The following is a 25,741-nucleotide window of genomic DNA, read 5'->3' on the forward strand; positions in this document are numbered from 1 at the left end:
TCTAAATGAGGGTATTTATTCGATTATGTGTTTGGGTTTTTGTTCCACCCGAGCGCCTTTACAAAGTAGATTTTTTCCTCCCCGCCTCATCGTCATCGTCCGGCACAGCGGCCTGATAGGCCTTGAGCGGATGTGGCACGAAGGGCTTGAGTTCGCGGGGCGGGACTCGGCCGGCCCGAGCCCGCTTCTCCTCCGTCGAAGGGCCGAGATTCAGAGGGAGGGACATGCTGTCCGTGGTGAAGTCGTACCAGAGCCCTGGCACCGTGGAGGACGTACCTCCTGAGCCCTCATCGCGCCACAAGCTGTAGACGAGCCGCTGGTTGTCGTCGGTGATGAACGCCGTGCTCGGCCAGGTGTCCGGTGAGCCGCCCGCGATGTGGGTGGTGGTCGTGTCGTAGTACACGCGAAGGCTCGTCCGGTTGGGCGAGCCGCTGGCGAAGGCGATCCAGCGGTAGGCGAGCGCCCGGCCGTCCTTACTGAGGAAGATCGGTTCGGCCCGCCCGGCGCTGGTGTCGCTGACCCGGCAGTCGGCGGCGGTCGGGGGCGGGTTGCTCAGCGCCTTGATCACGAAACACGACGTGAGGCGGTCCGGCGAGGTGTAGGACAGGACGACGACCTGCCCATCGCCCGAGATGAGCGGGGCGGCGACGTCGGCGCCGGGGAAGATCTCGGTGGTGGTGCCGCTGGGCGCGTTGTCGAGCCAGCTGTGCCGCTTGCCGGCCGAGTCGGCCGTGGACCACACCACCCGGTTGCCGTCGCCGGACAGCATCCCCCTGCCCGGCGGCGTCAGAGCGCACTCCGGGCCGCTCAGCCCGGTGCAGTTGGTCAGCTTCTGTGCCGCGGCGCCCTTGACCTGGCGGTAGAGGTTGGCGGCCTGGCCGGATGCGGACTTCCAGTAGAGGACCACCTGTCCGTTGTCGCTGACGCCGTAGATCTGAGCGTTGTCCTCGGTCGTCCATGAGGTCCCGGCCGTGATGTCGTGGACCACCCCTCTGAAGACGCCGGGCCGGGCGTAGCTGGACCCTGTGTAGGCGACCACATTGCCATCTCTGCTGATCAGCGGCTCGGTGTACATGTTGTAGCTGGGATTGCCGTCCGGCTCGATCGACGCCACCACCGAACCGCCACCGGTGCCGTCGACCTGCTTCCTCACCACGTAGGGGTACCTGCTCGCCGGGTGGCGGTACGGCGAGTCCTGCGGCATCAGGTTGCCGCGTCCCTGGGTCTCGAAGACGATGTACTTCCCGTCTCCCGAGATGGAGCCGCCGCCCATGCCGCCGGCGGTGCCTGTCGAGTCGGGCCGCCCCGGATACTCGGTGCTGCTGGCGAGGTCCGCGCCCAGTGTGCTGGGCGGGCCGGGGAAGACGATGTCCAGCGGCTTCAGGACGGTGGTGCCGGACGGCTCGCCCGTGCCGTTGTTGTTCTGCGCGATCACCGACACGGTGTAGCTCACGCCGGGCTTGAGCCCCTGGATGAGCTGGTGCGTGGCGTCGCCGTCGTAGGCGTACACCGATTTGATGCCGCTGCCGTCGTCGGCGGTGGCGGTGACGACGTACCCGCTGATGGGGCTTGCCCCGTGGTCGGCCGGCGGCGTCCAGCTCACCGAGGCGCCGCGCAGGGTGGGCTTGGTGTAGGCGTCGAGCTGGGGCGGGCCGGGGGTGCCGTACTGGGTGCCGACGATCACTCCGCCACGGCCCTCCAGCTGGGGATGCCCGCCGGTGGCCGGGCTGACCACGGCGACCTCGGCGATCCCTTCCTGCGGCGACATGTACAGCCCGCCCGGGGTCACGGTTCCGGGGCCGCTCACCATGCTCCACTGGGTCTCGACGTCGTCGGGGTATCCGGACACGGCGACCTTGAACTGATGGTTCTGCCCCGGGCCGACGGTGCCGAGCGATGGGGTGACCTTGATGCCCTGGAACGGGCCGGCGGCGTGGGCGATGGTGTAGGAGGCGCTGACGATGTTGTCCTTGCGCCAGAGCGAGTAGTCCTTGCTGATGGCGCCGAGGTCGATCGCGGCGCCCAGCCGGGCGAGGCCGCGAAGTTCCCACCACGGGTTCTGCGTGGTGTCGGCCTTCAGTTGTACGCCCGGCAGGTCGACCACCAGGGCCGGGCCGACCACGCCGTACACGAGGAGCTGGATGTCGGTGGAGACCGTGGCGGTGAGACTGGAGTCGCCGAAGAGGCCCACCCCGCCGTCGAGGTAGAAGCCGGGCCCGTCGTCGACCGGGGTGCAGGTCGTGCCGCCCTTGACGACGTGGCAGCGGGTGCCGAGCGTCTTGTCCCAGTGCACCGAGAAGGTCGCCCCGACCGAGGCCCCGCCCTCGATGCCCAGCGCTACCGAGAAGCGCAGGCAAACCACGACGGGGACCCGGCCCAGGTTGAAGGTGAAGCAGGGCCCGTTGACGTGCCCGATGTGCACCCGCTTCTCGAACTCCTGGCTGAGGTTCTGCTTCACGCGCAGCTCGGAGCTGACGCTCGTGGAGTTGGTGATGTCGACGCCGCGGGCGCTGGAGTCGGTTCCGGCGCTCATCTTGGTCCGCTGCTGGAGGGTGACCTGGCCCTCGACCTTCGTGACCATCCGGCCCTTCTCCTGGAAGCTGTGCTCCACCTCGATGACGAGGGCGCCGTCACGCAGGACCACTCCCCCGCCGCCGAGCGCCGAGACCCCCTGCTTCACCGGCCGCACCAGGCGCGCCCCCGGCAGAGACGGCACGAACGTCACCTGGTCACCGCTGTCGACCTGGCCGTCCACCGCGAAGTTGGCGTCGGTGAAGGCCTCGGCCAGTGTCGCGGGGACGGTTTGGACGATGAACAGCCCGTTCTGCCTGATGGTCTGGACCACCTTGCCGAAGAAGCCTTCGGGCGTGAGCGTGCTCTGCCCGATGACGAGCAGGGTGCCCGCGGTGAGCCCGGTGACCTCCGCCGGAGGATTGTCGAACTCCAGCGCCTGGCCCTCGTGCACGGTGCGCAGGGTGGCCGCCGCCTCCGGGGAGAGCACCACCGGAGCGCTCTTCACCGTGAGCTTGGGCGTGATCGCCTGGGTGGGCGCGCCGGCCACGCCGGTGCCCGAGGCGTTGGCGGCGCGGGCGGTGAAGGTGTAGGCGGTGGCGGGATCCAGCCCGGACAGCGTGGCGGTGGTGCCGGTGACCGTGGCGGTCTTGCCGCCCGGACTGGCCGTCACCGTGTAGGAGGTCACCGGGCTGGTGCCGGTGACGGCCGGCGGGTCCCAGGTCAGCTGCACGCTGCCGGAGGCGGGCAGCCCCGCGCGCAGGTGGTCGGGCGGGCCCGGCGGCAGGCTCGCCGACGGTGTGACGGGCTTGGCGGTGGAGGGGGCGCTCGCTCCGGCCGCGTTCCTGGCCACCACCGACACGGTGTACGCGGTGCCGTCGGCCAGGCCGGTCACCGAGGTCACCGTGGTGTCGGGCGCGGTGTCGACGGACCGGCCGCCGGGCTGCACCGTCACGGTGTACCCGGTGATCGCCGAGCCGCCGTCGACGGCGGGCGCCCACTGCACGTCCACCCGCTGGTCGAGCGGGGTGACCAGCAGTCCGGGCGGGGACATCGGGACGTCGGCGGGCTGTGGGCGCACCGGGTTGGACGGCGCGGAGGCCTCGCCCGGGCCGGCGGCGTTGACCGCGCTCACGGTGAAGGTGTAATCGGTGCCGTTCGTCAGGCCGCCGACGGTGGCCTGTGTCGCCGTGCCGGGCGCGTTCACGATGGCCCCGCTGGGCGAGGTCGTGACGACGTAGCCGGAAAGGCCGTCCGTGCCGGTGTCCGGCGGCGACCACTCGACGCGCACCTCGCCGTCGCGGCCGTACACCGAGGTGATGAACGGCCTGCCGGGCTTGCGCGGCCCGCCCGGGGTGACCGGATCGGACGGCGCGGACCGTCCGGAGGTGCCGACCGCGTTGGCCGCCGTGACGGTCAAGGTGTAGCCGGTGCCGTCGGTGAGACCGGTGAGCGTCGCCTCCAGCGTGCCGGCGGGCACGCTCGCGGTCTTGCCACCAGGGGTGGAGGTCACCGTGTACCCGGTGATCGGCGCGCCGCCGTCCGACGGCCCGCGCCACTTCACGGTGGCCCTCCCCTGGCCCGCCGTCGCCGTGACCCCGCTCGGCGGGGCGGGTACGGTGGCGGCCCTGTAGTAGTCGAAGGTGTCCACGGCGACGCTGATGTTCTCGCTTCCGGTGTTGAGGATCACGAACGTACCGCCGGGCCCCAGCTTGACCGGCACCAGGCTGGACCAGAAGTCGTTCGGCTGGTAGGCGATCGATCCGCCGCTCGGGACGCTCTGCTGCCCGCCGGGATAGACCCGGATCATGCCGTTGGCCGTGCCTTTCGCGGTGATGTTCACCCCGACGGCGGACACACCGCTCGCGGGCACTCCTCCCTTGCCGAGCGGGGCGACCGTGGCGGTGGCGCCGCCCGCGACCGTGACGTTGCCGGCGATCCTCGCCGGAGCCACGGGCACCAGCGCCGACGGGGACACCGCGGCGGCGGGCGTCACGAAGTAGCCCGCCACATCGGCGTACACACTCAGCGCGGCCGGGCCGCTGTTGTTCACGGCGATCTTCCCGTCGGCGCCCGGCGCGACGATGACCAGGTTGGACTGGAAATAGGAGGGCCGGTACTCGATGTCGGCCCCGCCGGGCAGCGTCCCGCCCGAGGGGTAGGCGAACATCTTGCCGGACCCGGTGCTCTTGACGGCGACCGTCAGCGCCACGAACGCCACCCCGGTCGCGGGGACGCCGCCCACACCGGTGACGGTGAAGGCCGAGGTCGAGTTGGCGGCGACGCTCTGGTTGGAGACGAGCCTGGCGGTGTCGAGCGGTACGTACGCCGCGCCCGCCGGGCCGGCGGCCGCGGCGCTGAAGTAGCCCCGCACCTCGGCGTAGACGTTCACCGCCGCCGACCCGGTGTTCTTCACCTTGATGGAACCATCGGTGCCCAGCTTGACCGTCAGAAGCTGGTCCTCCCACACCCCAGACCGGTAACGGGTGCCGGTGACACCCGGCGCGGCCGTCAACTCCGAGGGGTAGACGATGAGGCCGCCCGTCCCGCTCGCGCCCTTGGCCGCGAAGTTGACCGCGACACTCGACACACCGCCGGCGGGCACGCCGCCCACCCCGGCGACCTTCACCGTCACCGTGGCCCCGCCCGCGATCGACGCGTTGCTCAGCACGCGGACCCTTGCCTCGTAGTACTGGCCGGGGCCCGGCTGCAGCGGCTCGGCGGTGGCCACCTGCACCGCGGCGGCCGCCGGGCCTGCCAGACCGGATAAGGCGAGGGCAAAGGACAAGAGCCACCGTACGATCACATCGGCCTCCTCGCCGCGGCACACGATCCCGGCGCCTCGAGGCACCGAGCCCCCCGCGAGCGCACCTGGAGGGCAGTGTGCCGCGAACCGCCAACGCTCTCCAGACACTTGCACCTGAGTGCAAAGGCCCTGGTCAACGGCTCGGGATTCGGGTCGTTGTGGGCCGGCGTCCCGCGCACTCGCCCCGGGACGCCGATCGGCGTGTCAGTTCTGCCGTGTGCCGTCCGGACCGTTCAACAGGGCGATGCCCAGCGTGGTGGCGGTGTGGTGTGCGGTGTTGCGGTAGCGGGTCGTATAGATGAGCCCGGCCTCCCGCAAAACGGTGGCGTGCTGGCTCGCACCTGGAGGCGTGGTGCCGCTCAACCCGGCCAGTTCCGTGGTGGTGCAGCCGGGGTGTTCGGCGATGACGCTCAGTACGGCGGCGCGGGTGTTCCCGAGCAGCGCGGCCAAAGCGGCTGTGGAGCCCGGGACCTCCTGCTCAGGGACCAGGGCGGTCAACCGGTCGAGAGACAGATCGCCGGGGAGGGGATAGGTGACCTGCGGTTGGCTCTCGTCGTCGTCGACGATGGAGCGCGATGCGAAGGCCGACGGCACCAGCACGATGCCCTGCCCTTGAAGATACAGATCGTGGTCGAGCCCATTCGCCATCCGCACTTCCAGCACCGGTGGGTTCCAACGCATCCAGAGAGGGTTGGCCAGAGTGAGCAACCGCTCGACGCCTCCGGCGAGCAGATGCTGGGTCCGGACAGCGCGATCAGCCGCGAAACAGCCGGTGAGCCGCTGCCAATAGGGGCCCAGTAGCTGCTCGTACAGCTGCTCGAGCGCCTCCCACAGCTGTCCGCGCAGCGTTTCGTCGTCGCCGAGACGGCGAGCCCATGTTGGGACGCTCTGCAGCTCCGCCATCGCGGCGAGTTCGTTGTTCATCACGTCGGGCGGGGTCGCTCTGACTTCCTCGACCAGTTCTGGCAGGGTGCCGGCCTTACCCGGGCCGAGAAAGGTCGGTGCCCACCCGACCGCGGGAACCAGGGATAACACCATGCGCGCGTGCTGCGGCAGCCGGGGCATGACCCGTCGGCGCCAGCCGTCCAACCACGCCGCTTCACGGTCTTGCAACATCCGTATCGCCAGCTGCAGCTCCGCCAAGGGCATTGGCGCCTCGGCCACCCGCGTACGAGCAAGATCCTGACTGGTGAAGTGAACGCGATAAACCATCGACGCCCCCCGTATTTGGCATCCCCTGAGGTGATTCTTCCCGGACGTCATTATTCAGGCCAGCCTGAATCTCCTGGAGATTCCGTCCCCGAAGCCACACGCTGGACCTCGGACCCGGTTTCAGGCCTGGACCACCGACCAGCTCATTCAGGCGTACATGGTCTCTCCCGGAAGGATTGACGAGCGTGCTGCGCATCCACTTCACCGGCGCCGATCTGGCGCGGACCCGGATCGCCCGGGAACCCGACACGATGTGGGAGCTGATGCTCAGCCTGAACCGGCTACGTCGCCGCGAGCACAGCGTGGTCTACGGCGAGTGGAAGCGACGCACCCTCCGCCGCGTGCCGTCGCTCACCGGGCGGCTGACCACCCTCGCGCCGCCCCGCGGCTACACCGTCGACTTCCTCACCCCGCGAACGGAGTCCGGCTCGCTGGAGGCCGGCATGGAGAGCCTGCGCCGCACGCCGCGTCACCGGCTGCGCGCCGACTTGGCGGAGCTGTCGCACAGGCACTCCACCACCCGGCTGCCCTCCTGGACCCACGGCCTGGCGGCCGGCGGTACGCAGGAGGTGGAAGCCGTCGCGACGGCGACCGGCGCCTACTTCCAAGCGTGCCTGTCGCCGTACTGGTCCCAGATCCGGGTGGAGGTCGGCAAGGACCGGACACGCCGCTCCCGCCTGCTGTCGGAGGGCGGCTGGGAGGCGGTGTTCGCCACGTTGCACCCGTCGGCGCGCTGGTCGTACCCGGTGCTGGAATTGGCCTACCCGGCCGAGCACGACATCCATTTGGAGGGACGCGGGCTGATCCTGCAGCCGTCCTTCTTCTGCCGCCAGGCCCCCGTCACCTTGCGCGATCCGGAGCTTCCGCCGGTTCTGGTCTATCCCATCGAGCATGACCCGGCGTGGGCGCACGGCGTGGGCGGCGATCCGCCGCAGACCTTGGCCGACCTGCTCGGACTCACCCGCGCCCGGGTACTGGAGGCCGTCGCTGCCGGCGCGTGCACGACGTCCGAGCTGGCGCGGCAACTGCGCGTCCTTCCCTCCACCGCCAGCCGCCAGGTCACGACCCTGCGCGAAGCCGGGCTGGCGACGAGCCAGCGTCACGGTCAGACGGTGCTCCACTCCGCCACCCATCTGGGCACCGCCCTCCTCAACGGCCACCGCCACGACCTGACCGAGTAGGGTGCGTCACTGCTCAGGGCGCTCCGAGGTCAGTTCAGCTGGTCCGCCGTGGTTCTGCCCCCATACCGGTCGGCCACCCACCCGGTGGTTAGGGTGAGCAGCCCATCCCCGACGCGCTCCGTGGGGTCGTCGGCTGTACGCAACCGCCGGCCTCACCCTCAGACGTCGAACCCTGGAGATCGCGGTCGGCGAGACCACTGCCCTGGACGTGCGGCCTCGTCGCACACGGGGCCAGTGCGCGCCCTGCGGGGCTGAGAGTTCGCGCCGGGCATGCGAGACACGATGCCGTCAGCCGTGCGGTGCATCCCAGCCGTCGTCGACGTCCTCGAGGCGCAGGCCGGCAGCCCTGGCCTGCGTTTCCTGGATCGCCATGGCGAGATCGTCCCTTGGTAGGGCTGCGATGCCGTTGACTTAGGGCACCGGTGTGGCGGGCAAGATCTTCACAGCGGCCAACCCGTCTTGACGGAACAGGCCCCTACACCAAGGGAAAGGCCGTCCGTTCCCCCGCAGGGGAGACGGACGGCCTCGGGTGCAGCGGTGGCTAGAACTTGTGCCAGCCTCCGAAGTCGCCGCCCCGGCTCTCGCTCCCGTAGAGCCCGATGCGGAGATTGCGGTAGTCGTCCCGGTCGAACCGGTAGGAGTAGCGGCGCCCCTCGAAGGCCTTGACCCAGCGGTAGTGCCAGTCGCCGTCGTCGTCCTGCCACTTGAAGCGGACCCAGTTGTAGTCGTCGTCCCCGTCCACGATCACAATGGCGAAGACGAAGACGACGTCACCGGACCGATCGCGGTGCCATTCCCCCTTGATGTAGCTGCGGTCGCCCCGGTCCTCGCCCCGGCCGAAGCCCGAGTACCACCGGAAGCCGTTCGAAGTGGCAACTGTCGCGGTCGCCGTGGTCGCCGCCACCCCGGTGGTCGCGGCGTTCGCGGCCGGCGCGAGGGCCAGACCCGCTGCCAGAGAGCCGACGACGGCGCCCCCGGCGAGAATGCTGCGAATCTTTCGCATTCCGTCCTCCTGATTAGTCGTGATGTCCAGTAGTCGTTCCGGACGGACATGAACGTAGGAGGTTTCCTGCCGCTGTTCTGCGTAAAAATCCGCACTCGCCGCAACTGTGCTGTTTTACCACCTCAGGGGCCACATGAAAGGTGACAGGCCCGTCTATTCGGCATCTACAAAATGTCTACAGAATGTCTGCTTCTCCCGCTACTACGGATTCCGAACAACGCGAAAGAGCTGGTCCCGCTGATGAACGCCTGGAACCCCCTCGCGCTAATGGCCTCGGCCGGACGCGGGGCCATGGGCGAGACAGGCAGGAAGCGCGGTGGCGAGCAGAGCGAGGGCCGCCGCCACCGCGACGATCATCAGGTAGGTGGGCACCGGGACGTACGGCATGGCCAGCGTGTTGCCTGCCCCGACGACCAGTGTGAGGCGCAGCGTGACCTTGCCGATTTAAGTTGGGTATTTATTCGATTATGTGTTTGGGTTTTTGCGTCGCTCCGGCGCCTTTACAAAGTAGATTTTTGGGACAAGTGGAACAAGAGCGGGGGCAGGCTGCCGCGACGACCCGGGTGGCTACGAACCGCGTCCGCCAGCCCCGCTCGAGCAGCGCGGCCAGTCCGGCGTCTTCCGGTCGTCACTCGGAGGCCAACCCTCCTCGCAGGCCGACCCTGGCGTCAGAGCACCACGGCTGATGCTGCCCGATGGTCAGTCGCTACTGGCCGTTCCGATCCTCCCTACGGGGCCCTTTTCGGTTGCTCAGGCCGAATCAGTCGGCGGGCTTGCCGAACCAGCGGGAGAGGTGGTCGTCCAGGTCCTGCTGATCGTCGCCGATCCAGGCGACGTGGCCGTCGGGGCGTAGCAGGACGCACGGGACATCCAGTGCCGCAGTGGGATCCGCGAGGTAGTCGACCCGGTCCGACCAGCCGCCGACGGTCAGGCGTTCGGTGCGGTCCAGCAGCAGGCCGCGGCCGCGGTGCAGCAGACCGTACAGGTGGCCCTGTTTCACGTCGATGTCGCGCAGGCGGCGGCCGAGCAGGTTGGGGCCCGCGCCGAAGTCGTAGCGGATGCCGATCGCGGTGATCTTCTCGATCAGATGGCGGTTCACCTCGTCGAAGTCCATGAGTTCGGTGAGCAGCCTGCGCACGGCCTGCGGGCCCGGTTCGGTGGAATGCAGTTCCATCTGGGCGCGGGTGTTGTCCAGCACGTCCTCGGCGACCGGATGACGTTCGGTCTGGTAGGTGTCCAGCAGTGTTTCCGGTGCCCAACCGCGGATCTGGGCGGCCAGTTTCCAGCCGAGGTTGACTGCGTCCTGGACGCCCAGGTTGAGGCCTTGTCCGCCGGTGGGTGGATGGATGTGTGCCGCGTCGCCGGCCAGGAGCACCCGTCCGACCCGATACCGTTCGGCCAGCCGGGTGGCATCCCCGAAGCGGGACAACCAGCGCGGGGAGTGCACGCCGAAATCGGTTCCGGCGATGGCGCGCAGCTGTTGTTGGAAATCGTCGAGGGTGGGCGGTTCCGCGCGGTCGCTGACTCCCGCGGCGGGGACGACGACGCTGTAGACGCCCTGGCCGAAGGGCCTGAGCCAGAATGGCTTATGGGTGTCTTGGAGTTGCGCCACCTTGGCGGTGATCTCCTCCTGCGGCACGCCTACTTCCATCTCGCCCATCAGCGTCTCGGTCCGTGAGGGCTCGCCGGGGAAGCCGACGCCGAGCAGTTTGCGCACCGTACTGCGCCCGCCGTCACAGCCGATGAGATAGCGCGAACGCAGGCGTTCGCCGTCCGCCAGCTCGACGGTCACCCCCTCGTCGTCCTGCTCGAGATCGGCCACCGCGCAACCGCGCCGAACCTGCGCACCCAGTTCGATCGCGTGTTCTTCAAGCAGACGCTCTATGACCGGCTGCGGGATACCCAGCAGATAGGCGTACGCGGAATCCAGGCCCTTGGGCGCGGGTTTGGGGATGGCGGCGAAGAAGCCGCCGGCCGGACGCTGTCTTCCGTGTTCGAGCATGCGATCCAGCAGTCCGCGCATTGCCATCAGCTCGAGACTGCGAATATGCAGACCGACTATGCGGACGAACGACTTGGGCTCGGTTTCCTTCTCCAGAACGAGTACCCGCACATCGTGCAGGCGCAGTTCGGCGGCCAGCATCGCGCCAGTTGGGCCGCACCCGGCAATGATCACGTCGAACATGGGCGCGCGATCGGAGGCCGGCGACCGGAGGCCGGAGATGTCGCGCTCGACCGTATCGTCCGACGACGGCTCGGCGGGGAACTGCGGAAAGTGCATAGGTGTTGCCTTTCGGGAGTGCCTTGTTGTCGAGGCGCTCCCGGCGACACCTACATCAATCGCCGGCCGTGACCGGAAGGGGGAGCACCCACATCGATACAGCGTTCATGGGTCTCACCTCCTGGGGCGGTGTCACGGTCGACTGCAAGCTACAAGCCCGAGCATCATCCCGTCCAATCCTTTTCCAGCCACGTGATCACGGCTCCAGACGGGCCCGTGCGGCTGCGGGGCGAATCCGGTGTGGCGGCCCGGCTGGCCCGGTCACGCTCAGATCGACCCGGACGGAGGCTCGTCGGCCGGGAGCCGCAGTGCCACGATGCGGCGGGCCTCCGATTCGTCCATGCCGAACATCCGAAGGACGTTGAGCACGGTCTGGTCGGCGACGTCGTCGACCGAGGCCTTCGGGTCGGTGGCGCAGGGGTGCATCGTGGCGATCAGGCAGCCCGCGGCATCATCACCTGCGCCAGCCGGGGGCGGTGCGGACGAGCCGGCCGGTGAGCCGCATCGACGTCGCGAAGACCTCAGCGGGCTCGTCGACGTCGGCGAGCAGCCTCTCCAGCCAGGCGGCGTGGGTCTCGAGCGCCTCGGCGATCGCCGCGTCGAGTAGTTCCGCCTTGTAGCCAGGGCGAGCCCGTTACTCACCGCAGTGCCCCGGACGGTCCCGCGGCCTTGATCACGCGGTCGGGGTCGACGCTGACCCAGGCGACGCCGGCGTTCCGCAGCCAGCGTGCGAGGAACCGTTCGCCCTCGCCGCCCTCCGGATCGACGGTCAGCCAGGCCGATGGCAGGGCGTCGGGGACGGCCGCGCGGCCGGCTTCCAGGCGAGGTCGTGCGCGGCGCGGAGCCCGGCGCACAGGCCCGGGTCGATGAACGGCGGTGTGACGTGGGCGGCGTCGTCGCTGTGGCTCACCAGCACGCCGGGTCCGGCGCGATCCGGGCTCGGGAAGGGCGGGCGCGATCGGGCTCGGGAAGGGCGGGCGCGATCCGCAGGCACCGCGGCGACTCCGGGCCGTCGTCATACCGAAGCCGTCTGCCGCAAGGCCGGGATAGAGCCGTCCCGGACGGCCGGCGATCTGGCCGTCCGGCGCCGCCACGTCCGCCTGACCGTGGGCAGGTTCGTGCTGTGGGTGAGCCACCTCGTGCCGCTCGGCTACCTCTACGCGGCGAACTCACTCGCCGGGCTCACGCTGGTCAGCGCGCTGTTCAGCAGGCCGTCGCTGCTGGCGATGACCGCCTTAACCGTCGTGGTCGGACGCCGGGCCTGTACGCCGCTGGCGCCGCACCGCGATCATCAAGTGGTGACTGTCACGCCCGAAAGCCGCTGTAGAAAGGACCCGTCATGACCTCCTCGATTCTCAAGCTGGCCGATGAGATGTGGGGCCGGCGCGAGCCGACCTCCATAGTGGCATCCACCTTGAGTGCCGCCGAGGAGGTCGCCGACGGGGTGCTGATGGTGCCCGGCTTCGGGCACGCCTTCGCCCTCCGGCACGAGCACGGAGTCGTACTCTTCGACACCGGCGTCAAGCTGCTCGCCGACAAGCTGCACGAGCGGGTGACCGCGTGGGACTCCGGGCCGGTCACCCACGCCGTCTACTCCCACGGTCACGTCGACCACGTCGGCGGACTCGGCCCCTTCGACGCCGCCGCCGATGCCCGCGGCGTGCCTCGCCCGCAGGTGATCGCGCACGACAACGTACTCGCGCGCTTCCGGCGCTACGCCGACACACAGGGCTACAACACGATCATCAACCGCCGCCAGTTCCGCATCCCAGACCTCGTCTGGCCGGCCGAATACCGGGAACCGGACGTCACCTTCTCCGACACCTATGTGGTCGAGGCCGGTGGCCTCCGCCTCGAACTCACCCACCACCGGGGCGAGACAGACGACCACGTGGTCGGCTGGCTCCCCCGGCAGCGGATCCTCTTCCCCGGCGACCTGTTCCTCGGCGTCGCCCCGAACGCCGGCAACCCGCAGAAGGTGCAGCGCTACCCCGTCGACTGGGCCGCCGCCCTGCGCTGGATGGCCTCGCTCGACGCCGAGCTGATGCTCGGCAGCCACGGCATCCCCGTCGTTGGCGCCGATCACGTACGCGAGGCCCTAGAGAACACCGCCCGCTACCTGGAGACCCTCGTCGACCAGACGCTCGCTTGCCTCAACGACGGCGCGACACTGGTCGAGACCCTGCACCGGGTGCGGGTGCCGGACGATCTGGCCGCGCTGCATTACCTCCAGCCGCTCTACGACGAGCCGGAATTCATCGTCCGCAACGTATGGCGCCAGTTCGCCGGCTGGTACGACGGCAACCCCGCTCACCTCAAGCCCGCCACCGACGCCGCCCTCGCCACCGAACTCGCCGCGCTCGCCGGCGGCGCCCAGGTCCTCGCCGACCGCGCACTGGAACTGTCCCGCGCCGGCGAGCACCGGCTGGCCTGCCACCTCGCCCAGCTCGCCGGCGACGCCGCCCCGGAGGACAAGGCCGTCCACACCGCCCGCGCCGAGGTCTACGCGCTCCGCGCCGCCCAGGAGCGCAGCACCATGTCGATCGGCATCTTCAGCTGGGCCGAGACCGAATCGCGGGACATCCTGAACGGCCCTGGTGCGATTACCTAGCTCGCGACGAGGTTGGCTGCCCGGAACGCCGAGCTGGACATCCAGCTCGGCGAAAACGATGCCTGGGGTCGTGGCGGCGAGCCTGATCCTGGTCCGGGTTTTCGCACGCCGCCGGTCGTCGAGCTGCTCCGATCGGTTCAGTCGTCGCGCTGGTCACCCAGGAGCAGCATCTGTTCCTTGGCACCGTCCGCGACAACCACTTGGACAAGGCCCTGGCCTCCACCCTTCGAGCGCCAAAGATTGTACCTTTCACAGGAAGATGCTACCTTTCCCGACTAATCGCGAGGGATGGGGAGTACGGATCGATGGCTGTGAGCCCGGGACCTGACCGGCCGAACGTGGTGATCTTCGTCGGAGACGACCACGGCTATGGCGACCTGTCGTGCATGGGATCACCCACGGTGCGAACGCCGCGATTGGACGCGCTGGCGGCCTCGGGCGCCTTGCTGACCAACTGGTACTCGAACTCGCCGGTCTGCTCACCCTCGCGGGCGGCCCTGCTCAGCGGCCGATATCCGGGGAACGCGGGCGTACGGTCGATTCTGCAGGGGTATCGGACGACGCCGGGCCTGAGCCAGGACGTGCCGACGCTCGCGAGCGCACTCCGAGAGGTCGGTTACCACACCGAACTGGTCGGGAAGTGGCACCTGGGCCTGACCCCGGAATCACGGCCGGAGGCCCACGGGTTCGACCGGACGTTCGGGCACCTGGCCGGGGCTGTGGACTACTACTCGCACATTCACTACAGCCCGAACAACCGCCGGGTGAGCATGAACGGCGAGACCTATTTCGGCACGCCGCTGCACGACCTCTGGGAGAACGGGAGCGAGATCTACCTCGACGGTGAGTACCTCACCGACCTGGTGGCCGACCGCGCGACGCGCGCGGTGCGCGAGGCCGCCGCGGCGCGGTCGCCGTTCTTCCTGTACGTCCCGTTCAACGCCCCCCACTACCCCCTGCACGCGCCGGCGAAGTACAAGGAACGCTTCGCGCACCTGCCATGGGATCAGATGATCATGGCGGCGATGATCAGCGCGCTGGACGACGCCGTCGGCGCGGTCATGGACGAGCTGGATCGCCAAGGCGTGCTGGACAACACGCTTGTGCTCTACATGTCCGACAACGGGCCGTCCCGCGAGATCCGCAACTGGATGGACGGCAGCCAGACCCCGTACCGCGCCAGCAGTTCCGGCGGGCTGAAGGGCCACAAGTTCAGCCTCTTCGAGGGCGGCATTCGGGTACCGGGCATCGTGAGCTGGCCGGGCGTGATCCCCGCGGGGCAGGTGGTGGAGGAGCCACTGGCCGCCATGGACGTGTTCCCCACCGTGCTCGCCGTGGCGGGCGGGGAGCCGGAGAAGTACGAGTGCGACGGCCACGACGTGCTGCCCGTGCTCACCGACGGCGCCCGATCGCCGCACGAGCACCTGTTCTGGGAGCAGGGCGTGCAGACGGCGACCCGGCGCGGCCGATGGAAGCTCGTCCTGGACGGCCAGCTCGAAGAGGGCCTGCCCCCGGCCGAGCCGGTGTTCCTCGCCGATCTCGCCGACGACCCCGGCGAGACGGTGAACCGGGCCGCCGACCACCCGGACCTTGTGGCCGAGCTGACCGCGGCGGCCACGAGCTGGCGCGACGGCATCGAACAGCGCTGGAGCGCCGAATGGCTGCCGCGCATCCCGGACCACGACACCCACGTGTTCCCACCCGGCGTATCAAAATGACCGAGCCCGCGCCCTCCCCCGGCGCGGGCGACCTCGAGAAAGATCCGCACCATGAGGTTGCGCACCATCCCGGCCGCCGCGTCGGCCGGACTGCTGCTCGTCACGAGCTGTTCCCTGACCGAGGCCCCGTCCTCCTCCGGCTATCCCTCGCAATCGATCTCCATCATCGTCCCCGTCCCGGCGGGGTCGTCCACCGATCTGTCCACGCGCGTGCTGGCACCCTGCCTGGAACAGCAGCTCAAGGCCACCATCGTGGTCGAGAACCGCGAGGGCGGATCCGGCGCCGTCGGCAACGGCGTGTTCGCCCGCGCGAAGGCCGACGGCTACACGCTCGTGTCGACCACCGCGGCCAACGCCGTCCTGCCGCCCATTCTGGAAGGCGACGTCGGCTACACCGTCGACAGCTTCCGGCCGGTGGGGATGATCGGCACGGCGCCGGTCGTCCTCGTGGTGCCGAAGGCCTCCCCCTTCAAGACGGCGAAGGACCTTTTCGCGGCCGCCAAGACCGGCGCCGTCAAGCTCGGGATCCCGGGCAAGACAAGCGTCCCGGGCATCTCCGCCGGCGCGCTGATCGGCTCCACCGGGCTGAAGCTCACGCCGGTGCCCTTCGACGGCAACGGCGGCACCATGACGGCCGTGCTCTCCGGTGAGGTGCAGGCCGGTTACCTGTCGGCCGACGCCGCGGTCGTACTCCCCCGCGTGCAGTCAGGCGAGGTCCGGGCCGGAGACCGCCAACAACGCCGCCAGCATCTCCAGCTTCATCCCGCTGCTCACACTCGGATTCCCGCCCAACGGCGTGCTCGCCGTCATCTTCGGCGCACTGCTGATCCAGGGCGTCACCCCGGGGCCGACCTTGATCTCCGACCACCCGGACATCTTCTGGGGCGTGGTGGGTTCCATGGTGGTCGGCAACCTGATCCTGCTCGTCATGAACATCCCGCTGCTGCCGGTCTTCGTACGGATCGCGAAGATCCCGCCCGCCGTGATGTCCACGCTCACCGTGGCGATCCTCATCGTCGGCGCGTACACCATCAACGGCAACACCTTCGACGTCGCCGTCATGGTGGCCGCCGGCCTGGCCGGCTATCTCCTGCGGAGCATCGGCGTCCCGCCCGCGCCGATCGTGCTGGCCTTCATCCTGGGCCCGATCTTCGAGACCAACTTCCGCCGGTCGCTGGTGCTCTCCGACGGCGGCTTCGGCATCTTCGCCTCCTCGCCGACGGCCGTCGTACTGCTCGCCCTGACGATACTTGTCCTCATCAGTACGGCGCTGCCCTTGGTCCGTCAGCGCCGCAGGACCCTCGAAGCGGAGAACTGACCAGTGACCGTACCCGCTCCGCCCGGCACGCGTCCCTGGCGCGACGTCGTCCGAACGACCCGGCCCCAAGGCGGGACGGCGAATGGCCGTCCCGGTGACGAGTAGGGTGATCGTATGTCGGCTGCGACTCTCCATTCGGCGGTTCTCGACGCACTGGGTTCGGACATCGTCAGCGGAGAACTGCCCGCCGGATCCGTCCTCACCCTGGAGAGCCTGCAACAGCGATACTCCGTCTCCAGAGGGGTGGCGCGTGAGTGCATGCGCATCCTGGAATCGCTGCGCATGGTCACCTCACAGCGCCGCACCGGCATCTGCATCTCGCCTGAGCAGCAGTGGAACGTCTACGACACCCGGGTGATCCGCTGGCGCCTGGACAGCAAGCACCGCGCCGCCCAGCTTCGCTCTCTCACGGAGCTGCGCCTTGGCATCGAGCCGATCGCGGCGCACCTGGCCACCCTGCGGGCCTCCGCCGACGAGCGCGCCGCACTCCGTGCCGCCGCGCAGGACATGCGCCGCTACGGCACGACGCACCGGCCGATGCGCTACCTCGCCGCGGACATCGAGTTCCACCGGATCATCCTCGGCGCCTCCGGCAACGGGATGTACACCGCCCTCGCCGATCCGATCGCGGAAGTCCTCAGGGAGTCACCGACTCACGGCCGCTCCGACTACCCCGTCCCCGAGACCATCGGCTATCACGAGGCCGTCATGGAAGCCATCTGCGCCGGAGACCCGGACGCCGCCGAGCGGGCGATGACGACCCTCCTCAGCGATGTCCGCAGCGCGTTGAGACTGCTGTAGAGAGCCTCGGCGCATCTCTCGAGCGCGACGCGAGCAGCACGCACAGTTCCACGAGTGGAGGTAGGCGCCGGCATTGAACTGCTGGATGATCCGAGCCTGACACCTCCTGGGCTGGGGTGTCAGGCTCGGTGACCGCGTGGGGGCTCAGAGCTTGCGGATCGATACGGCGTTGTCGCCGATCCCGCCGCCTCGGGGGTACACGCACAGGTAGGTCTGTACGACGGCGACGACGGTCCAGCCGGGCGGCGCCGATTGGACGCCGCAGATGATGAGGGTGCGGCCGGAGGGCAGACCGTTGATGTTGGTGAGGGTCTGCTGGTTATTGAGGACGCCGTTGGGAGTCTTGCTGATTTCGCAGTTGAAGGAGTAGGACAGCGCCGTGGCATAGAACCCGGCCGGGGGCGGAGGCGTGATGCAGGTGGTCACCGTGCCACCGGCGGCGGTGTCGCTGATGACCTGGAGGGTTTTCGCGTTGTAGTAGATGGTGCCGGGCTGGCCACACTGGTACCAGTCGAAGTAGGCCGTCGGCATCGAGCCGGTGGGGATGGGGGCGTTCGCGCAGACGTTCGAGCTGGGGCCGAGCATCCGCGCCGATCCTTCTGCCGGAGAGGGAGAAAGACACAGGACGGCGGCCGCCGCGACGACGATGGCGGTCAGCAGTCTTCTCATCGGCGCTCCTGTCGAATCGATGTTGGGGGGACATCACGGCTCATCATTACTGGGCATCTGCCTCCGAGAAATGCTTATTGTTGCCTAAAAGAGCGAATGTCATTTTTTGTCACGCATATTGCGTTTTTCGGCAACGTCTGGAGTGTCCTGCGCGGGCTCCAAGCACGAGACCTTCTCGAACGCCGTTACGAGGACGGCGACGAGGTGACGGCGGTCCACCACTTCGAACTCCCCATGGCCGGCCGGTCTGTCCAGATCCAGACGCAATTCCTCACCGCGTCGGTGTGAAGGGCACCCACCTTCGAAGCCGCGATCACGGCCATCGCCTAATTCTCTCCGGCGGCGAGTTCGCCGAAGAGGCGGTTCGCAGAGGGAGAGGTGAACTGGCGTTCCAGTTCCGCTCGGGCGATCTGCTTGCGGAACTCTCCCTCGTAGGAGGCGTCACCGGCGTTGTGCATGGTCTCGGTAATCCATGTGGCGAATGCTTGATAGTTCCAGATATGGGGATGTGCCGGTACCTCGGCCAGGACGCTCAGCCAGGCATACCCGTACTCATGGGAGTGGCGAGTGAGGGCGCCGGCGGGAATGGCCGCCCTGCTGACGCCACGGTCGCCGTCGCAGCCGGCGACGAAGTCGCAGCTGACGACCTTCGTCGAACCGGCGGCGTCTCGATAACGCACAAGGGGACGCTCGCCGCCGACGTCTTCCAGGCGAACGTCGGCGGCCTCGAAGCGGAGGTCTCCGCCGTCGCGGCGGAAAACATCCGTGAGGTTCCGTACGAGTACCTGCTGAGGGCAGAAGAGACTGGCGTTGTCGTCGTTCTCCTCGAACTCGATCGGCAGTTCTTCACCGTCGATCCAGAAGCCGCCCTCAGCCTGCGAGATGGGGTCACCCTCCAGCACCTCGTCGAGCCCCCATTCACGGAACATTCGAACCCCGCAGCTGTCGATGGTCCCCGCTCGTTGCCGCCGCTCGACGTATTCACGGCTGTGCTTCTCCAGAACGACGCAGCCGATGCCGTTGCGCAGCAGGAAATTGCCGAGCGTAAGTCCGGCGACCCCGGCCCCTACGATGACTACGGCGGTGTCCTCGCCTGTTTCCACCATGTATTTCCGGACCTCCGTGAAGAGTGCGGCGTGCCGACCACCACTCTGGGACCCGACAGTGGTCGCCGACCACCGATAAAATGGCCACCGAATACCGGAAACCCGCCAATTTAGTGCACGCGGGGCCAGAGTGGTTACTTCGCGCCGCCGCGCAGATCCGCTTGGTAGCGGCCCGGGGTCTGGCCGACGACCTCGGTGAACGCCTCGATGAAGCTCGAGGGGTTGGACCACCCGCACTCCGTCGCGGTCTCGGTGACAGACCGGCCGTCGGTGAGATGGACCAAGGCGTGGTGGATACGCAGGACGGTGCGCCAGCGGTGGAAGCTCATGCCCAGCTCGGTATGGAACAGGCGGCTCAAGGTGCGCTCGCTCGCTCCCACGGTCCGGCCCAGCTCGGTCAGGGTCGCGGTGCGGCCGGGATCGGCGTGCAGGAGATCGGTGACGGCACGCAGCCGGTCGTCGCGCGGTTCGGGCAGGTGCAGGGACTGCTCCGGGGTCTCGGCGAGCTCGTCGATCACCACCGCGCGCAGCCGTTCGTAGGCGCCGGGGCGCGGCGCCCGCCGTTCGGTCAGCGCCAGGAGGGCCTCTCGCAGCAGGGGGCTTACCGCGAACACGCTGGGGTGTGCCACGAGCGCGTCGCACAGGCCGGCCGGGATGGTGACGAGCCGGATGTCGGTCCTGCCGTAGAAGCGATGGGAGTGATCGAAGCCGGGCGGCGTCCAGGTCGCCCGGTTGGCCGGGGCGACCCAGGTCCCGCGCGCCGTCGTGGTGGCCAGGGCGCCGGCGGCCGCGTACACCAGCTGGCCCTCGGTATGAGAGTGGGTGCCGAGGTGGTAGCCGTGCGGCAGCCAGCCCCCACCACTGGGCGGTGACGTCACCGGTGACGTCGAGGGCGGCGGGAAAGGCGGGAAAGGCTGGCGGGTTTCCGGCATCGATCGCCAGCCTATGTCGTCGGCGAGCTCGCTGACGGGGCTCAGGCGACACGATGGTCGTCGAGGGCATCGGGATCCCAGTCGATCCCGATGCCGGGGACGTCGGGCGGTGTCATCTGGCCGTCCTCGATCACCGGAGAGCCGCGGGTGATCGCCCGCAACTGCGGGATGTACTCGACGTACATCCCGTTCGGCACCGCGGCGGCCAGGCTGACGTGCAGTTCCATGAGGAAGTGCGGGCTCACCGCGACGTTGAACGCCTCGGCGGCGTGGGCGACCTTCAGCCATGGGGTGATCCCGCCGATGCGGGCCACGTCGACCTGCACGATGCCGACCGCGCCCGCGGCCAGGTAGTCGCCGAACCGCTGGACGGAGTAGAGGGATTCGCCGACCGCCACCGGCACCGAGGTGGAGGCCGCCAGTCTCCGGTGTCCGTGCAGGTCGTCGGCCGGCAGCGGCTCCTCGAACCAGGCGATGCCGAGCGGCTCGTAGGTCCGGGCGCGCCGGATCGCCTCCGCGGAGGTGAACGCCTGGTTGGCGTCGACCATGACCTCGAAGCCCGGTCCCACCGCCTCGCGGACGGCCGCGAGGCGATCGGCGTCTTCGGCGAGCGACGGCCTGCCCACCTTGACCTTCACCCCGCGCAGCCCGGCTGTGGCCGCCCGCTTCGCGCCGTCCACCAGTTCCTCGACGGGCAGGTGCAGCCAGCCGCCCTCGGTGTCGTAGACGGGCAGCCGCTCGTGCGCGCCTCCTGCCATCCGCCACAGCGACTCACCGGTACGGCGGCCGCGCAGGTCCCAGAGCGCGGTGTCGACGGCGGCGAACGCCAGTGAGGTGATGGCTCCGACGGTGGTCGCGCGGGTCTGGTCGAGCATGTGCCGCCACAGCGCCTCGACCGGCCGGGCGTCCCGGCCCAGAAGCGCCGGGACCAGGTGCTCGGTGATGAGTGACATCACGGCCCGCCCGCCGGTCCCGATCGTGTAGGAGTACCCGGTGCCGGACAGCCCGTCGGAGGTGTGCACGGTGACCAGCACCGTCTCCTGCTTGACGAAGGACTGCATCGCGTCGACGCGGACGGCCGCCGGTTGCAGGTCGACCAGCTGGACGTCGATTCGTTCGATTCGGGGCATGTCATGTGCTTTCTTCACTTGAGCGCACCCAGGGTGATGCCGCTCGTGACGTAGCGCTGGAAGATCAGGAAGAGGATGACGATCGGGAAGGTCGCGATGACGAGGCCGGCGAAGAAGGCCCCCTGGTCGCTGACGAACTGGCCTTGGAAGGAGAGCAGGCCGACCGACAGCGTGCGGTCCTGCGGGCGGGTCAGCAGGACGACGCCGAACTGGACCTCGCTCCACACGAAGATGAGCCCGAGCAGCGTGACGGAGACGAAACCGCCCTTGCTGATGGGCAGGACCACGCGGAGCAGCGCGGCCAGCTCTCCGTAACCGTCGATCTTGGCCGCTTCGAGCAGTTCCCGCGGCACGGCGGCGAACACCGACCGCATGATGAGGGCGATGGTGGGCGTCATGAACGCCGCGTAGACCAGCGAGATGCCCGCCACGCTGTTGAGCAGCCGATACCTGCCCAGCAGCTCGAACGTCGGGATCAGCGCGACGACCAGCGGGACGCTCAGGGCGAGGACCATGACGCGGCTGACCGCGTTCGACAGGCCCCTGGTCGCGCGGGCCAGGCCGTAGCCGGCGAGGCTGCCGCAGGTCACGCCGATGGCCAGGCTGCACAGTGCCACCAGCACGCTGTTGATGATGTACGTCGACAGCGGCGCGCCACCGACCACGCCCCGCCAGGCGTCGGCGTAGTTCGACAGCACCCACTGGCCGCCCAGCCCCAGCGGGTGGGCGTAGATGTCGCTGGTCGGGTGCAGCGACAGCAGCAGCATCGACACGAACGGCACGACCGTGATCGCCGTCCAGACCAGCAGGAGCGTGTAGCCGACGTACCAGAGCGGGCCGTGTCGCCACACCGATCGACGCCGTACGGCCGGCCGCGTCCGGCTCGGGGTCCGCGGCGCGGTCATCGCGCGTCCAGGGTCTGCTGGCGGAAGATCCGCATGACCATGATCCCGATGGCGGCGACGATGAGCGTCGTGATGACCGCGGTGGCCGAGCCGTAGCCGTAGTCCTGGTCGACGAAGGACTGCTTGTAGACCAGCACCGGCAGGATGCTCGTGGAGTTACCCGGGCCGCCTCGGGTCATCGCGTAGATGATGCCGAAGGCGTTGAACGAGAACACCGAGGTCAGCGTCGTGATCGTGCCCAGCATCGGCACGATGTTCGGCAGGGTGATCCGGAACAGCCGGCCGGCCGCTCCGACGCCGTCGAGCGTGGCCGCCTCGTGCACCTCCTCGGGGATGGCCTCCATCGCGCCCAGCAGGATCAGCATCGCGTACCCGGTCTGCGTCCACACCGCGACGAAGATCGCCGCGTACAGTGCCGTCGAGGACGACGCCAGCCAGGCGTGCTCGTCTCCGAGCCCGATCAGGCCGAGCAGTGAGTTCACCACGCCGGTCGTGGGCTGGAAGGCGTTCGACCAGAAGATGCCCGCGATGCTGACCGGGATGATCACCGGCAGGAACCAGACGACCTTGAAGATCCGGGCGCCGGGGACCTTCCGGCTGATCGCGTTGGCCAGGAGGCAGCCGAGGGTCACCGTGAACACCACGGTCCCGACGAAGAACTGCAGGCTGGTCCCGATGGACTCCCGGACCAGCGAATCGCGCAGCAGCCGCCGGTAGTTGTCCAGGCCGTGGTAGGCGACCGCGCCGATGCCGTCCCAGGAACCGAGGCTGATGCGCACGGATCCGGTGATCGGGTAGGCGACGAGCACGAGCAGCAGTACCAAGGCCGGGATCATCATCGCGATCGGGAAGATCCGTGCCCTCCGGCGAGGCGGCCGCGCCGTGGCGGTCGTCGCCAGGACGACTTTGTCGGCGATCATCAGTCCGACGCTCCCGACACCTTGCCGGACTGCAGGTCCTCCAGCGCCGACTGATACTGCTGGGCCGCCTGTTGCGGGGTCAGTTTGCCGGCCACGAGCTTCTGCAGCACCGGCACGGAGAACGCCTGCCCGAGGGTGGACGGAACGGTGGAATCCCAGATGTTGACCAATCCGACGGACCGCGACAGCTCGAACTGCTGCTGCACCAGGTCGCCGAGGTTCGACAGGCTCGACGCGGGAATCGAGGTGAACACCGGGAGCGAACCGGTGGCCGCGATGACGCTGACCTGGTACTTGTCGGTCATGAAGAACTGAAGGAACTTCTTGGCCAGATCCGGGTTCGCCGCCTTGGCCGGGACCACCAGGGTGTCACCGTTGAAGGCGTCGAAGGGCGTCTTGCGGCCCGGGGTGAGCGGGGGCAGCAGGAACCAGCCCATCTCGAACGACGGCTTGGCCTCCTTCAGACTCGAGTAGGTGTAGTTGCCGCCCTGCAGCATCGCGAGTTTTCCGCTGGTGAACAGCCCTTGCGCCTGGTCGGTGTCCATGCCGAGCATCCCGTTCTGGTAGATGCCCTTCTTCTGCCAGTCCTGGATCGTCTGGAGCACCTTCACGAAGCCGGGGTCGGTGTACTTGATGTCCGTGGGTGATCCGGGCTTGAAGTTGGTGAGCATGGCGTCGTAGTCCTCGGCCGGCACCGCGGTGGGCAGCAGCGCGTCCAGCGTGTGCCCCAGGTCGTACGGGCTCGAACCGCCCACCCCGAACCCCTCGTAGCCGGCGGCCTTGACCTTGCCCACCATGGACTCGAAGTCGGCGACGGAGGCGACCTGATGGTCGGGCGGGTCGGATAGGCCGGCCTTCGCGAAGGCCGCCTTGTTGTAGTAAACGGGGTTGATCAGCAGTTGCTCGTAGAGGACGCCGTAGTGGTGCCCGTCGGTCGTGTAGTAGTCGGCCTGGCTCTTGGAGTACTTGTCCGCCAGGCCCGCGGCCTTCCAGACGTCGTCCAGCGGGGTCAGCTGCTTGTTCTTCAACAGCGCCGACCAGACGCCTGTGCTGCGCTGGAGGTAGCCGATGTCCGGGGTGCCGGTCGAGCTGAGCAGTGCCACGTTGGGGCCGCGGGAGCTGCCGGAGTCGACGCCCTCGAAGGTGACCACCGTGCCCGGGTTGGCCTTCTCGAAGTCCTTGCCGACCTGCTGCATGGCGCTGGCCAGCGGTCCGGTGGGGATCTGGATCCGGAGCGACTTGCCGTCGCCGCCGCCTGGTCCGGTGCCGGTGCCGCACGCGACGACGGCGGCCGCGAGCAGGACGCCCGCGAGGACGGGCCTGGCTACCTTGCGAGTTCTAGACAGTGGCATGGGAGCCGTCCTTCCAGGGAGCCGACAGCTCTATGGCGATGACGTCGATGAGCGCGCCGGTGGGTGGTGGCACGGTGATGAACAGTTCGCCGAGCGGCTCGTCGTCCGCGCCGTTCGCCTTGTGCACTTCCTCGTTGAGGCCGTACTCGAGCGGTTGCTCGGTGCCGAGCAGGCGAACGCCGACGACCGAGCCGATGGGAACGTTCCTGACGACGAGCACGTCCTGTGGCCGCAGCAGCAGGTGGAGGTAGATGGTGTTGCCGCGTTGCGTGGCCGGGCCGTGGAAGTCGAGGCGTTGCGGCGCGGGCGCGGCCCCGACGATGCTCTCGCCGTGGCCGGCGAGCCAGCCGCCGAGCTGCTTGAGCGTGGCGACCTCGGTCGGCACCAGCGACCCGTCACCCCGCGGCCCGATGTTGAGCAGGAGGTTGCCGCCCCGGGAGACGACCTCGCTCAGGTAGGAGGCGAGCAGCCGCGGGCTCTTGTAGTCGAGGTCGTCGGGCCGGTAGGCCCAGCTCTCGCTCATGGTGAGGCACAGCTCCCACGGTCCGCCCGGTGGCCGGCGCGGCATGCCCTGCTCGGGTGTCGCGTAGTCGCCCTGGCCCGGCAGCCGGTCATTGATGATCACGTCCGGCTGCAGGGATTTGATCAGCTCGCGGAGCTCGGCGGCGTGCCACTCCTCCGCGGTGCGTTCCCACTCCCCGTCGAACCACAGCAGGTCGATCGGCCCGTACTCGGTGAGCAGTTCGGTGAGCTGTCCCTTGACGTAGCCGAGGTATCGCGCCCACTGCTCCGGTGCGGGCCGCCGGTAACGGTCGTGCGGGTAGGGACGATCGGCGTCGGTGAACGCCGGGTAGTCGGGATGGTTCCAGTCGAGCAGCGAGTAGTAGACGCCGACCCGCAGGCCCTCGGCGCGCAACGCGTCGAAGAACTCCCGGGTGATGTCACGCCCGTACGGCGAGGCCGCGATGGAGAACTCCGACTGCCTCGTGTGGTACATCGAGTACCCGGCGTGATGGCGGACGGTGAAGACCACGTAGCGGGCACCCGCGTCGCGGGCCAGCCGCGCGACGCCGCGCGGATCCCAGCGCCGCGGGTCGAACGTGGCCGCGCTCGACTGGTACTGCGCGATGGTCATGTCGGTTTCGGGTTCTGTCCGGCCCGGCAGGATCGAGTGGCCGACCAGGGGCCAGCCGATCTCCACGCCTTGCTGACTCGCATGGTCCCAGTGCACGAACAGGCCGAAACCCGCCTCGCCGAACCAGTCGGGAATGGTCACGAGCTCATC

The 25,741-nt window shown here is 68.9% G+C and carries 22 protein-coding genes and 1 pseudogene; 8 read left to right on the plus strand and 15 right to left on the minus strand.

Going from position 1 to position 25,741, the window contains the following annotated elements; translation table 11 throughout:
* Positions 1 to 58: 58 nt before the first annotated feature.
* Positions 59 to 5,317, minus strand: coding sequence for a fibronectin type III domain-containing protein (locus AB0B64_RS37525; protein WP_358183610.1), 5,259 nt, complete (start codon positions 5,315 to 5,317; stop codon positions 59 to 61).
* A 204-nt stretch (positions 5,318 to 5,521) separates the two neighbouring features.
* Positions 5,522 to 6,460 carry a winged helix-turn-helix domain-containing protein gene (locus AB0B64_RS37530; RefSeq protein ID WP_358183613.1) on the minus strand — a complete coding sequence of 313 codons (939 nt, stop codon included), beginning with the start codon at positions 6,458 to 6,460 and terminating at the stop codon, positions 5,522 to 5,524.
* A gap of 254 nt (positions 6,461 to 6,714) precedes the next feature.
* Between AB0B64_RS37530 and AB0B64_RS37535 the strand changes: the two genes are divergently transcribed.
* Positions 6,715 to 7,710, plus strand: a complete 996-nt coding sequence (locus AB0B64_RS37535; RefSeq protein WP_357956415.1) for a winged helix-turn-helix domain-containing protein — start codon at positions 6,715 to 6,717, stop codon at positions 7,708 to 7,710.
* Positions 7,711 to 8,251: 541 nt separating this feature from the next.
* Here the strand turns inward: AB0B64_RS37535 and AB0B64_RS37540 are convergent.
* From AB0B64_RS37540 to AB0B64_RS37560, 5 genes are all read right to left on the minus strand, one after another.
* The gene (locus AB0B64_RS37540; RefSeq protein WP_358183616.1) at positions 8,252 to 8,713 is read right to left on the minus strand and encodes a hypothetical protein; all 462 of its coding nucleotides are present in this window, start codon (positions 8,711 to 8,713) and stop codon (positions 8,252 to 8,254) included.
* 264 nt (positions 8,714 to 8,977) lie between these two features.
* Positions 8,978 to 9,100, minus strand: coding sequence for a hypothetical protein (locus AB0B64_RS37545; RefSeq protein WP_358183619.1), 123 nt, complete (start codon positions 9,098 to 9,100; stop codon positions 8,978 to 8,980).
* Positions 9,101 to 9,473: 373 nt separating this feature from the next.
* On the minus strand, positions 9,474 to 10,898 hold the full coding sequence (gene rox / locus AB0B64_RS37550; RefSeq protein WP_357956703.1) for a rifampin monooxygenase: 1,425 nt from the start codon (positions 10,896 to 10,898) through the stop codon (positions 9,474 to 9,476).
* Positions 10,899 to 11,261: 363 nt separating this feature from the next.
* Positions 11,262 to 11,420: a hypothetical protein gene (locus tag AB0B64_RS37555; protein ID WP_357956419.1), complete on the minus strand. Its 159-nt coding sequence runs from the start codon at positions 11,418 to 11,420 to the stop codon at positions 11,262 to 11,264.
* Between the two features lie 212 nt (positions 11,421 to 11,632).
* Complete coding sequence (locus tag AB0B64_RS37560; protein WP_358183621.1) at positions 11,633 to 11,848, minus strand: hypothetical protein; 216 nt, start codon at positions 11,846 to 11,848, stop codon at positions 11,633 to 11,635.
* A 12-nt stretch (positions 11,849 to 11,860) separates the two neighbouring features.
* On the opposite strand from AB0B64_RS37560, the gene AB0B64_RS37565 reads away from it, so the two are divergent.
* From AB0B64_RS37565 to AB0B64_RS37590, 6 genes and pseudogenes are all read left to right on the plus strand, one after another.
* The gene (locus AB0B64_RS37565; RefSeq protein WP_358183624.1) at positions 11,861 to 12,337 is read left to right on the plus strand and encodes a hypothetical protein; all 477 of its coding nucleotides are present in this window, start codon (positions 11,861 to 11,863) and stop codon (positions 12,335 to 12,337) included.
* The gene (locus AB0B64_RS37570) at positions 12,334 to 13,605 is read left to right on the plus strand and encodes an alkyl sulfatase dimerization domain-containing protein (RefSeq protein WP_358183627.1); all 1,272 of its coding nucleotides are present in this window, start codon (positions 12,334 to 12,336) and stop codon (positions 13,603 to 13,605) included. The genes AB0B64_RS37565 and AB0B64_RS37570 overlap by 4 nt, the downstream gene beginning before the upstream one ends.
* Positions 13,606 to 13,910: 305 nt before the next feature.
* Entirely contained in the window at positions 13,911 to 15,323 is a 1,413-nt protein-coding gene (locus AB0B64_RS37575) for a sulfatase-like hydrolase/transferase (protein WP_358183630.1), read from the plus strand.
* Between the two features lie 51 nt (positions 15,324 to 15,374).
* Positions 15,375 to 16,010 (plus strand): annotated as a pseudogene (locus AB0B64_RS37580) (tripartite tricarboxylate transporter substrate binding protein); the annotation flags it as partial.
* On the plus strand, positions 15,970 to 16,641 hold the full coding sequence (locus AB0B64_RS37585) for a tripartite tricarboxylate transporter permease (RefSeq protein WP_358183633.1): 672 nt from the start codon (positions 15,970 to 15,972) through the stop codon (positions 16,639 to 16,641). The pseudogene AB0B64_RS37580 and the gene AB0B64_RS37585, both read left to right, overlap by 41 nt.
* A 114-nt stretch (positions 16,642 to 16,755) precedes the next feature.
* A complete protein-coding gene (locus tag AB0B64_RS37590; RefSeq protein ID WP_357956429.1) occupies positions 16,756 to 17,442 on the plus strand; it encodes an FCD domain-containing protein in 687 nt (228 codons plus the stop codon).
* Between the two features lie 144 nt (positions 17,443 to 17,586).
* On the opposite strand, the gene AB0B64_RS37595 is transcribed toward AB0B64_RS37590, so the two are convergent.
* Complete coding sequence (locus tag AB0B64_RS37595; protein ID WP_358183636.1) at positions 17,587 to 18,111, minus strand: hypothetical protein; 525 nt, start codon at positions 18,109 to 18,111, stop codon at positions 17,587 to 17,589.
* 96 nt (positions 18,112 to 18,207) lie between these two features.
* Between AB0B64_RS37595 and AB0B64_RS37600 the strand changes: the two genes are divergently transcribed.
* A complete protein-coding gene (locus AB0B64_RS37600; RefSeq protein WP_357956433.1) occupies positions 18,208 to 18,399 on the plus strand; it encodes a hypothetical protein in 192 nt (63 codons plus the stop codon).
* Between the two features lie 38 nt (positions 18,400 to 18,437).
* Here AB0B64_RS37600 and AB0B64_RS37605 read toward each other — a convergent pair whose 3' ends face one another.
* The 7 genes from AB0B64_RS37605 to AB0B64_RS37635 form a co-directional block, all read right to left on the minus strand.
* Positions 18,438 to 19,217 carry an FAD-dependent monooxygenase gene (locus AB0B64_RS37605; RefSeq protein ID WP_358183639.1) on the minus strand — a complete coding sequence of 260 codons (780 nt, stop codon included), beginning with the start codon at positions 19,215 to 19,217 and terminating at the stop codon, positions 18,438 to 18,440.
* A gap of 134 nt (positions 19,218 to 19,351) precedes the next feature.
* Complete coding sequence (locus AB0B64_RS37610) at positions 19,352 to 20,149, minus strand: AraC family transcriptional regulator (RefSeq protein WP_358183642.1); 798 nt, start codon at positions 20,147 to 20,149, stop codon at positions 19,352 to 19,354.
* 41 nt (positions 20,150 to 20,190) lie between these two features.
* Positions 20,191 to 21,279 (minus strand): mandelate racemase/muconate lactonizing enzyme family protein, encoded by a 1,089-nt coding sequence (locus AB0B64_RS37615; RefSeq protein ID WP_357956439.1) that lies wholly within the window; start codon positions 21,277 to 21,279, stop codon positions 20,191 to 20,193.
* Positions 21,280 to 21,293: 14 nt separating this feature from the next.
* Positions 21,294 to 22,184 (minus strand): carbohydrate ABC transporter permease, encoded by an 891-nt coding sequence (locus AB0B64_RS37620; protein WP_358183645.1) that lies wholly within the window; start codon positions 22,182 to 22,184, stop codon positions 21,294 to 21,296.
* Positions 22,181 to 23,104, minus strand: coding sequence for a sugar ABC transporter permease (locus tag AB0B64_RS37625; RefSeq protein WP_358183648.1), 924 nt, complete (start codon positions 23,102 to 23,104; stop codon positions 22,181 to 22,183). The genes AB0B64_RS37620 and AB0B64_RS37625 overlap by 4 nt, the downstream gene beginning before the upstream one ends.
* A complete protein-coding gene (locus tag AB0B64_RS37630) occupies positions 23,104 to 24,456 on the minus strand; it encodes an extracellular solute-binding protein (protein WP_358183652.1) in 1,353 nt (450 codons plus the stop codon). The genes AB0B64_RS37625 and AB0B64_RS37630 overlap by 1 nt, the downstream gene beginning before the upstream one ends.
* Complete coding sequence (locus AB0B64_RS37635) at positions 24,443 to 25,732, minus strand: alpha-L-fucosidase (RefSeq protein WP_358183655.1); 1,290 nt, start codon at positions 25,730 to 25,732, stop codon at positions 24,443 to 24,445. Before AB0B64_RS37635 ends, AB0B64_RS37630 begins: the two co-directional genes overlap by 14 nt.
* Positions 25,733 to 25,741 lie beyond the last annotated feature (9 nt).

Source organism: Nonomuraea sp. NPDC049129, from assembly GCF_040648495.1.
In the GTDB taxonomy this organism is placed as follows: Bacteria; Actinomycetota; Actinomycetes; order Streptosporangiales; family Streptosporangiaceae; genus Nonomuraea.

Bases quoted from the DNA above. Each gene is read 5' to 3' on its own strand.
- AB0B64_RS37540 (WP_358183616.1), bottom strand. From the start codon at position 8,713: ATGCGAAAGATTCGCAGCATTCTCGCCGGGGGCGCCGTCGTCGGCTCT.
- AB0B64_RS37545 (WP_358183619.1), bottom strand. From the start codon at position 9,100: ATGCCGTACGTCCCGGTGCCCACCTACCTGATGATCGTCGCGGTGGCG.
- rox (WP_357956703.1), bottom strand. From the start codon at position 10,898: ATGTTCGACGTGATCATTGCCGGGTGCGGCCCAACTGGCGCGATGCTG.
- AB0B64_RS37555 (WP_357956419.1), bottom strand. From the start codon at position 11,420: ATGCACCCCTGCGCCACCGACCCGAAGGCCTCGGTCGACGACGTCGCC.
- AB0B64_RS37565 (WP_358183624.1), top strand. From the start codon at position 11,861: ATGAACGGCGGTGTGACGTGGGCGGCGTCGTCGCTGTGGCTCACCAGC.
- AB0B64_RS37570 (WP_358183627.1), top strand. From the start codon at position 12,334: ATGACCTCCTCGATTCTCAAGCTGGCCGATGAGATGTGGGGCCGGCGC.
- AB0B64_RS37575 (WP_358183630.1), top strand. From the start codon at position 13,911: ATGGCTGTGAGCCCGGGACCTGACCGGCCGAACGTGGTGATCTTCGTC.
- AB0B64_RS37590 (WP_357956429.1), top strand. From the start codon at position 16,756: ATGTCGGCTGCGACTCTCCATTCGGCGGTTCTCGACGCACTGGGTTCG.
- AB0B64_RS37595 (WP_358183636.1), bottom strand. From the start codon at position 18,111: ATGAGAAGACTGCTGACCGCCATCGTCGTCGCGGCGGCCGCCGTCCTG.
- AB0B64_RS37600 (WP_357956433.1), top strand. From the start codon at position 18,208: ATGTCATTTTTTGTCACGCATATTGCGTTTTTCGGCAACGTCTGGAGT.
- AB0B64_RS37605 (WP_358183639.1), bottom strand. From the start codon at position 19,217: ATGGTGGAAACAGGCGAGGACACCGCCGTAGTCATCGTAGGGGCCGGG.
- AB0B64_RS37610 (WP_358183642.1), bottom strand. From the start codon at position 20,149: ATGCCGGAAACCCGCCAGCCTTTCCCGCCTTTCCCGCCGCCCTCGACG.
- AB0B64_RS37615 (WP_357956439.1), bottom strand. From the start codon at position 21,279: ATGCCCCGAATCGAACGAATCGACGTCCAGCTGGTCGACCTGCAACCG.
- AB0B64_RS37620 (WP_358183645.1), bottom strand. From the start codon at position 22,184: ATGACCGCGCCGCGGACCCCGAGCCGGACGCGGCCGGCCGTACGGCGT.
- AB0B64_RS37625 (WP_358183648.1), bottom strand. From the start codon at position 23,104: ATGATCGCCGACAAAGTCGTCCTGGCGACGACCGCCACGGCGCGGCCG.
- AB0B64_RS37630 (WP_358183652.1), bottom strand. From the start codon at position 24,456: ATGCCACTGTCTAGAACTCGCAAGGTAGCCAGGCCCGTCCTCGCGGGC.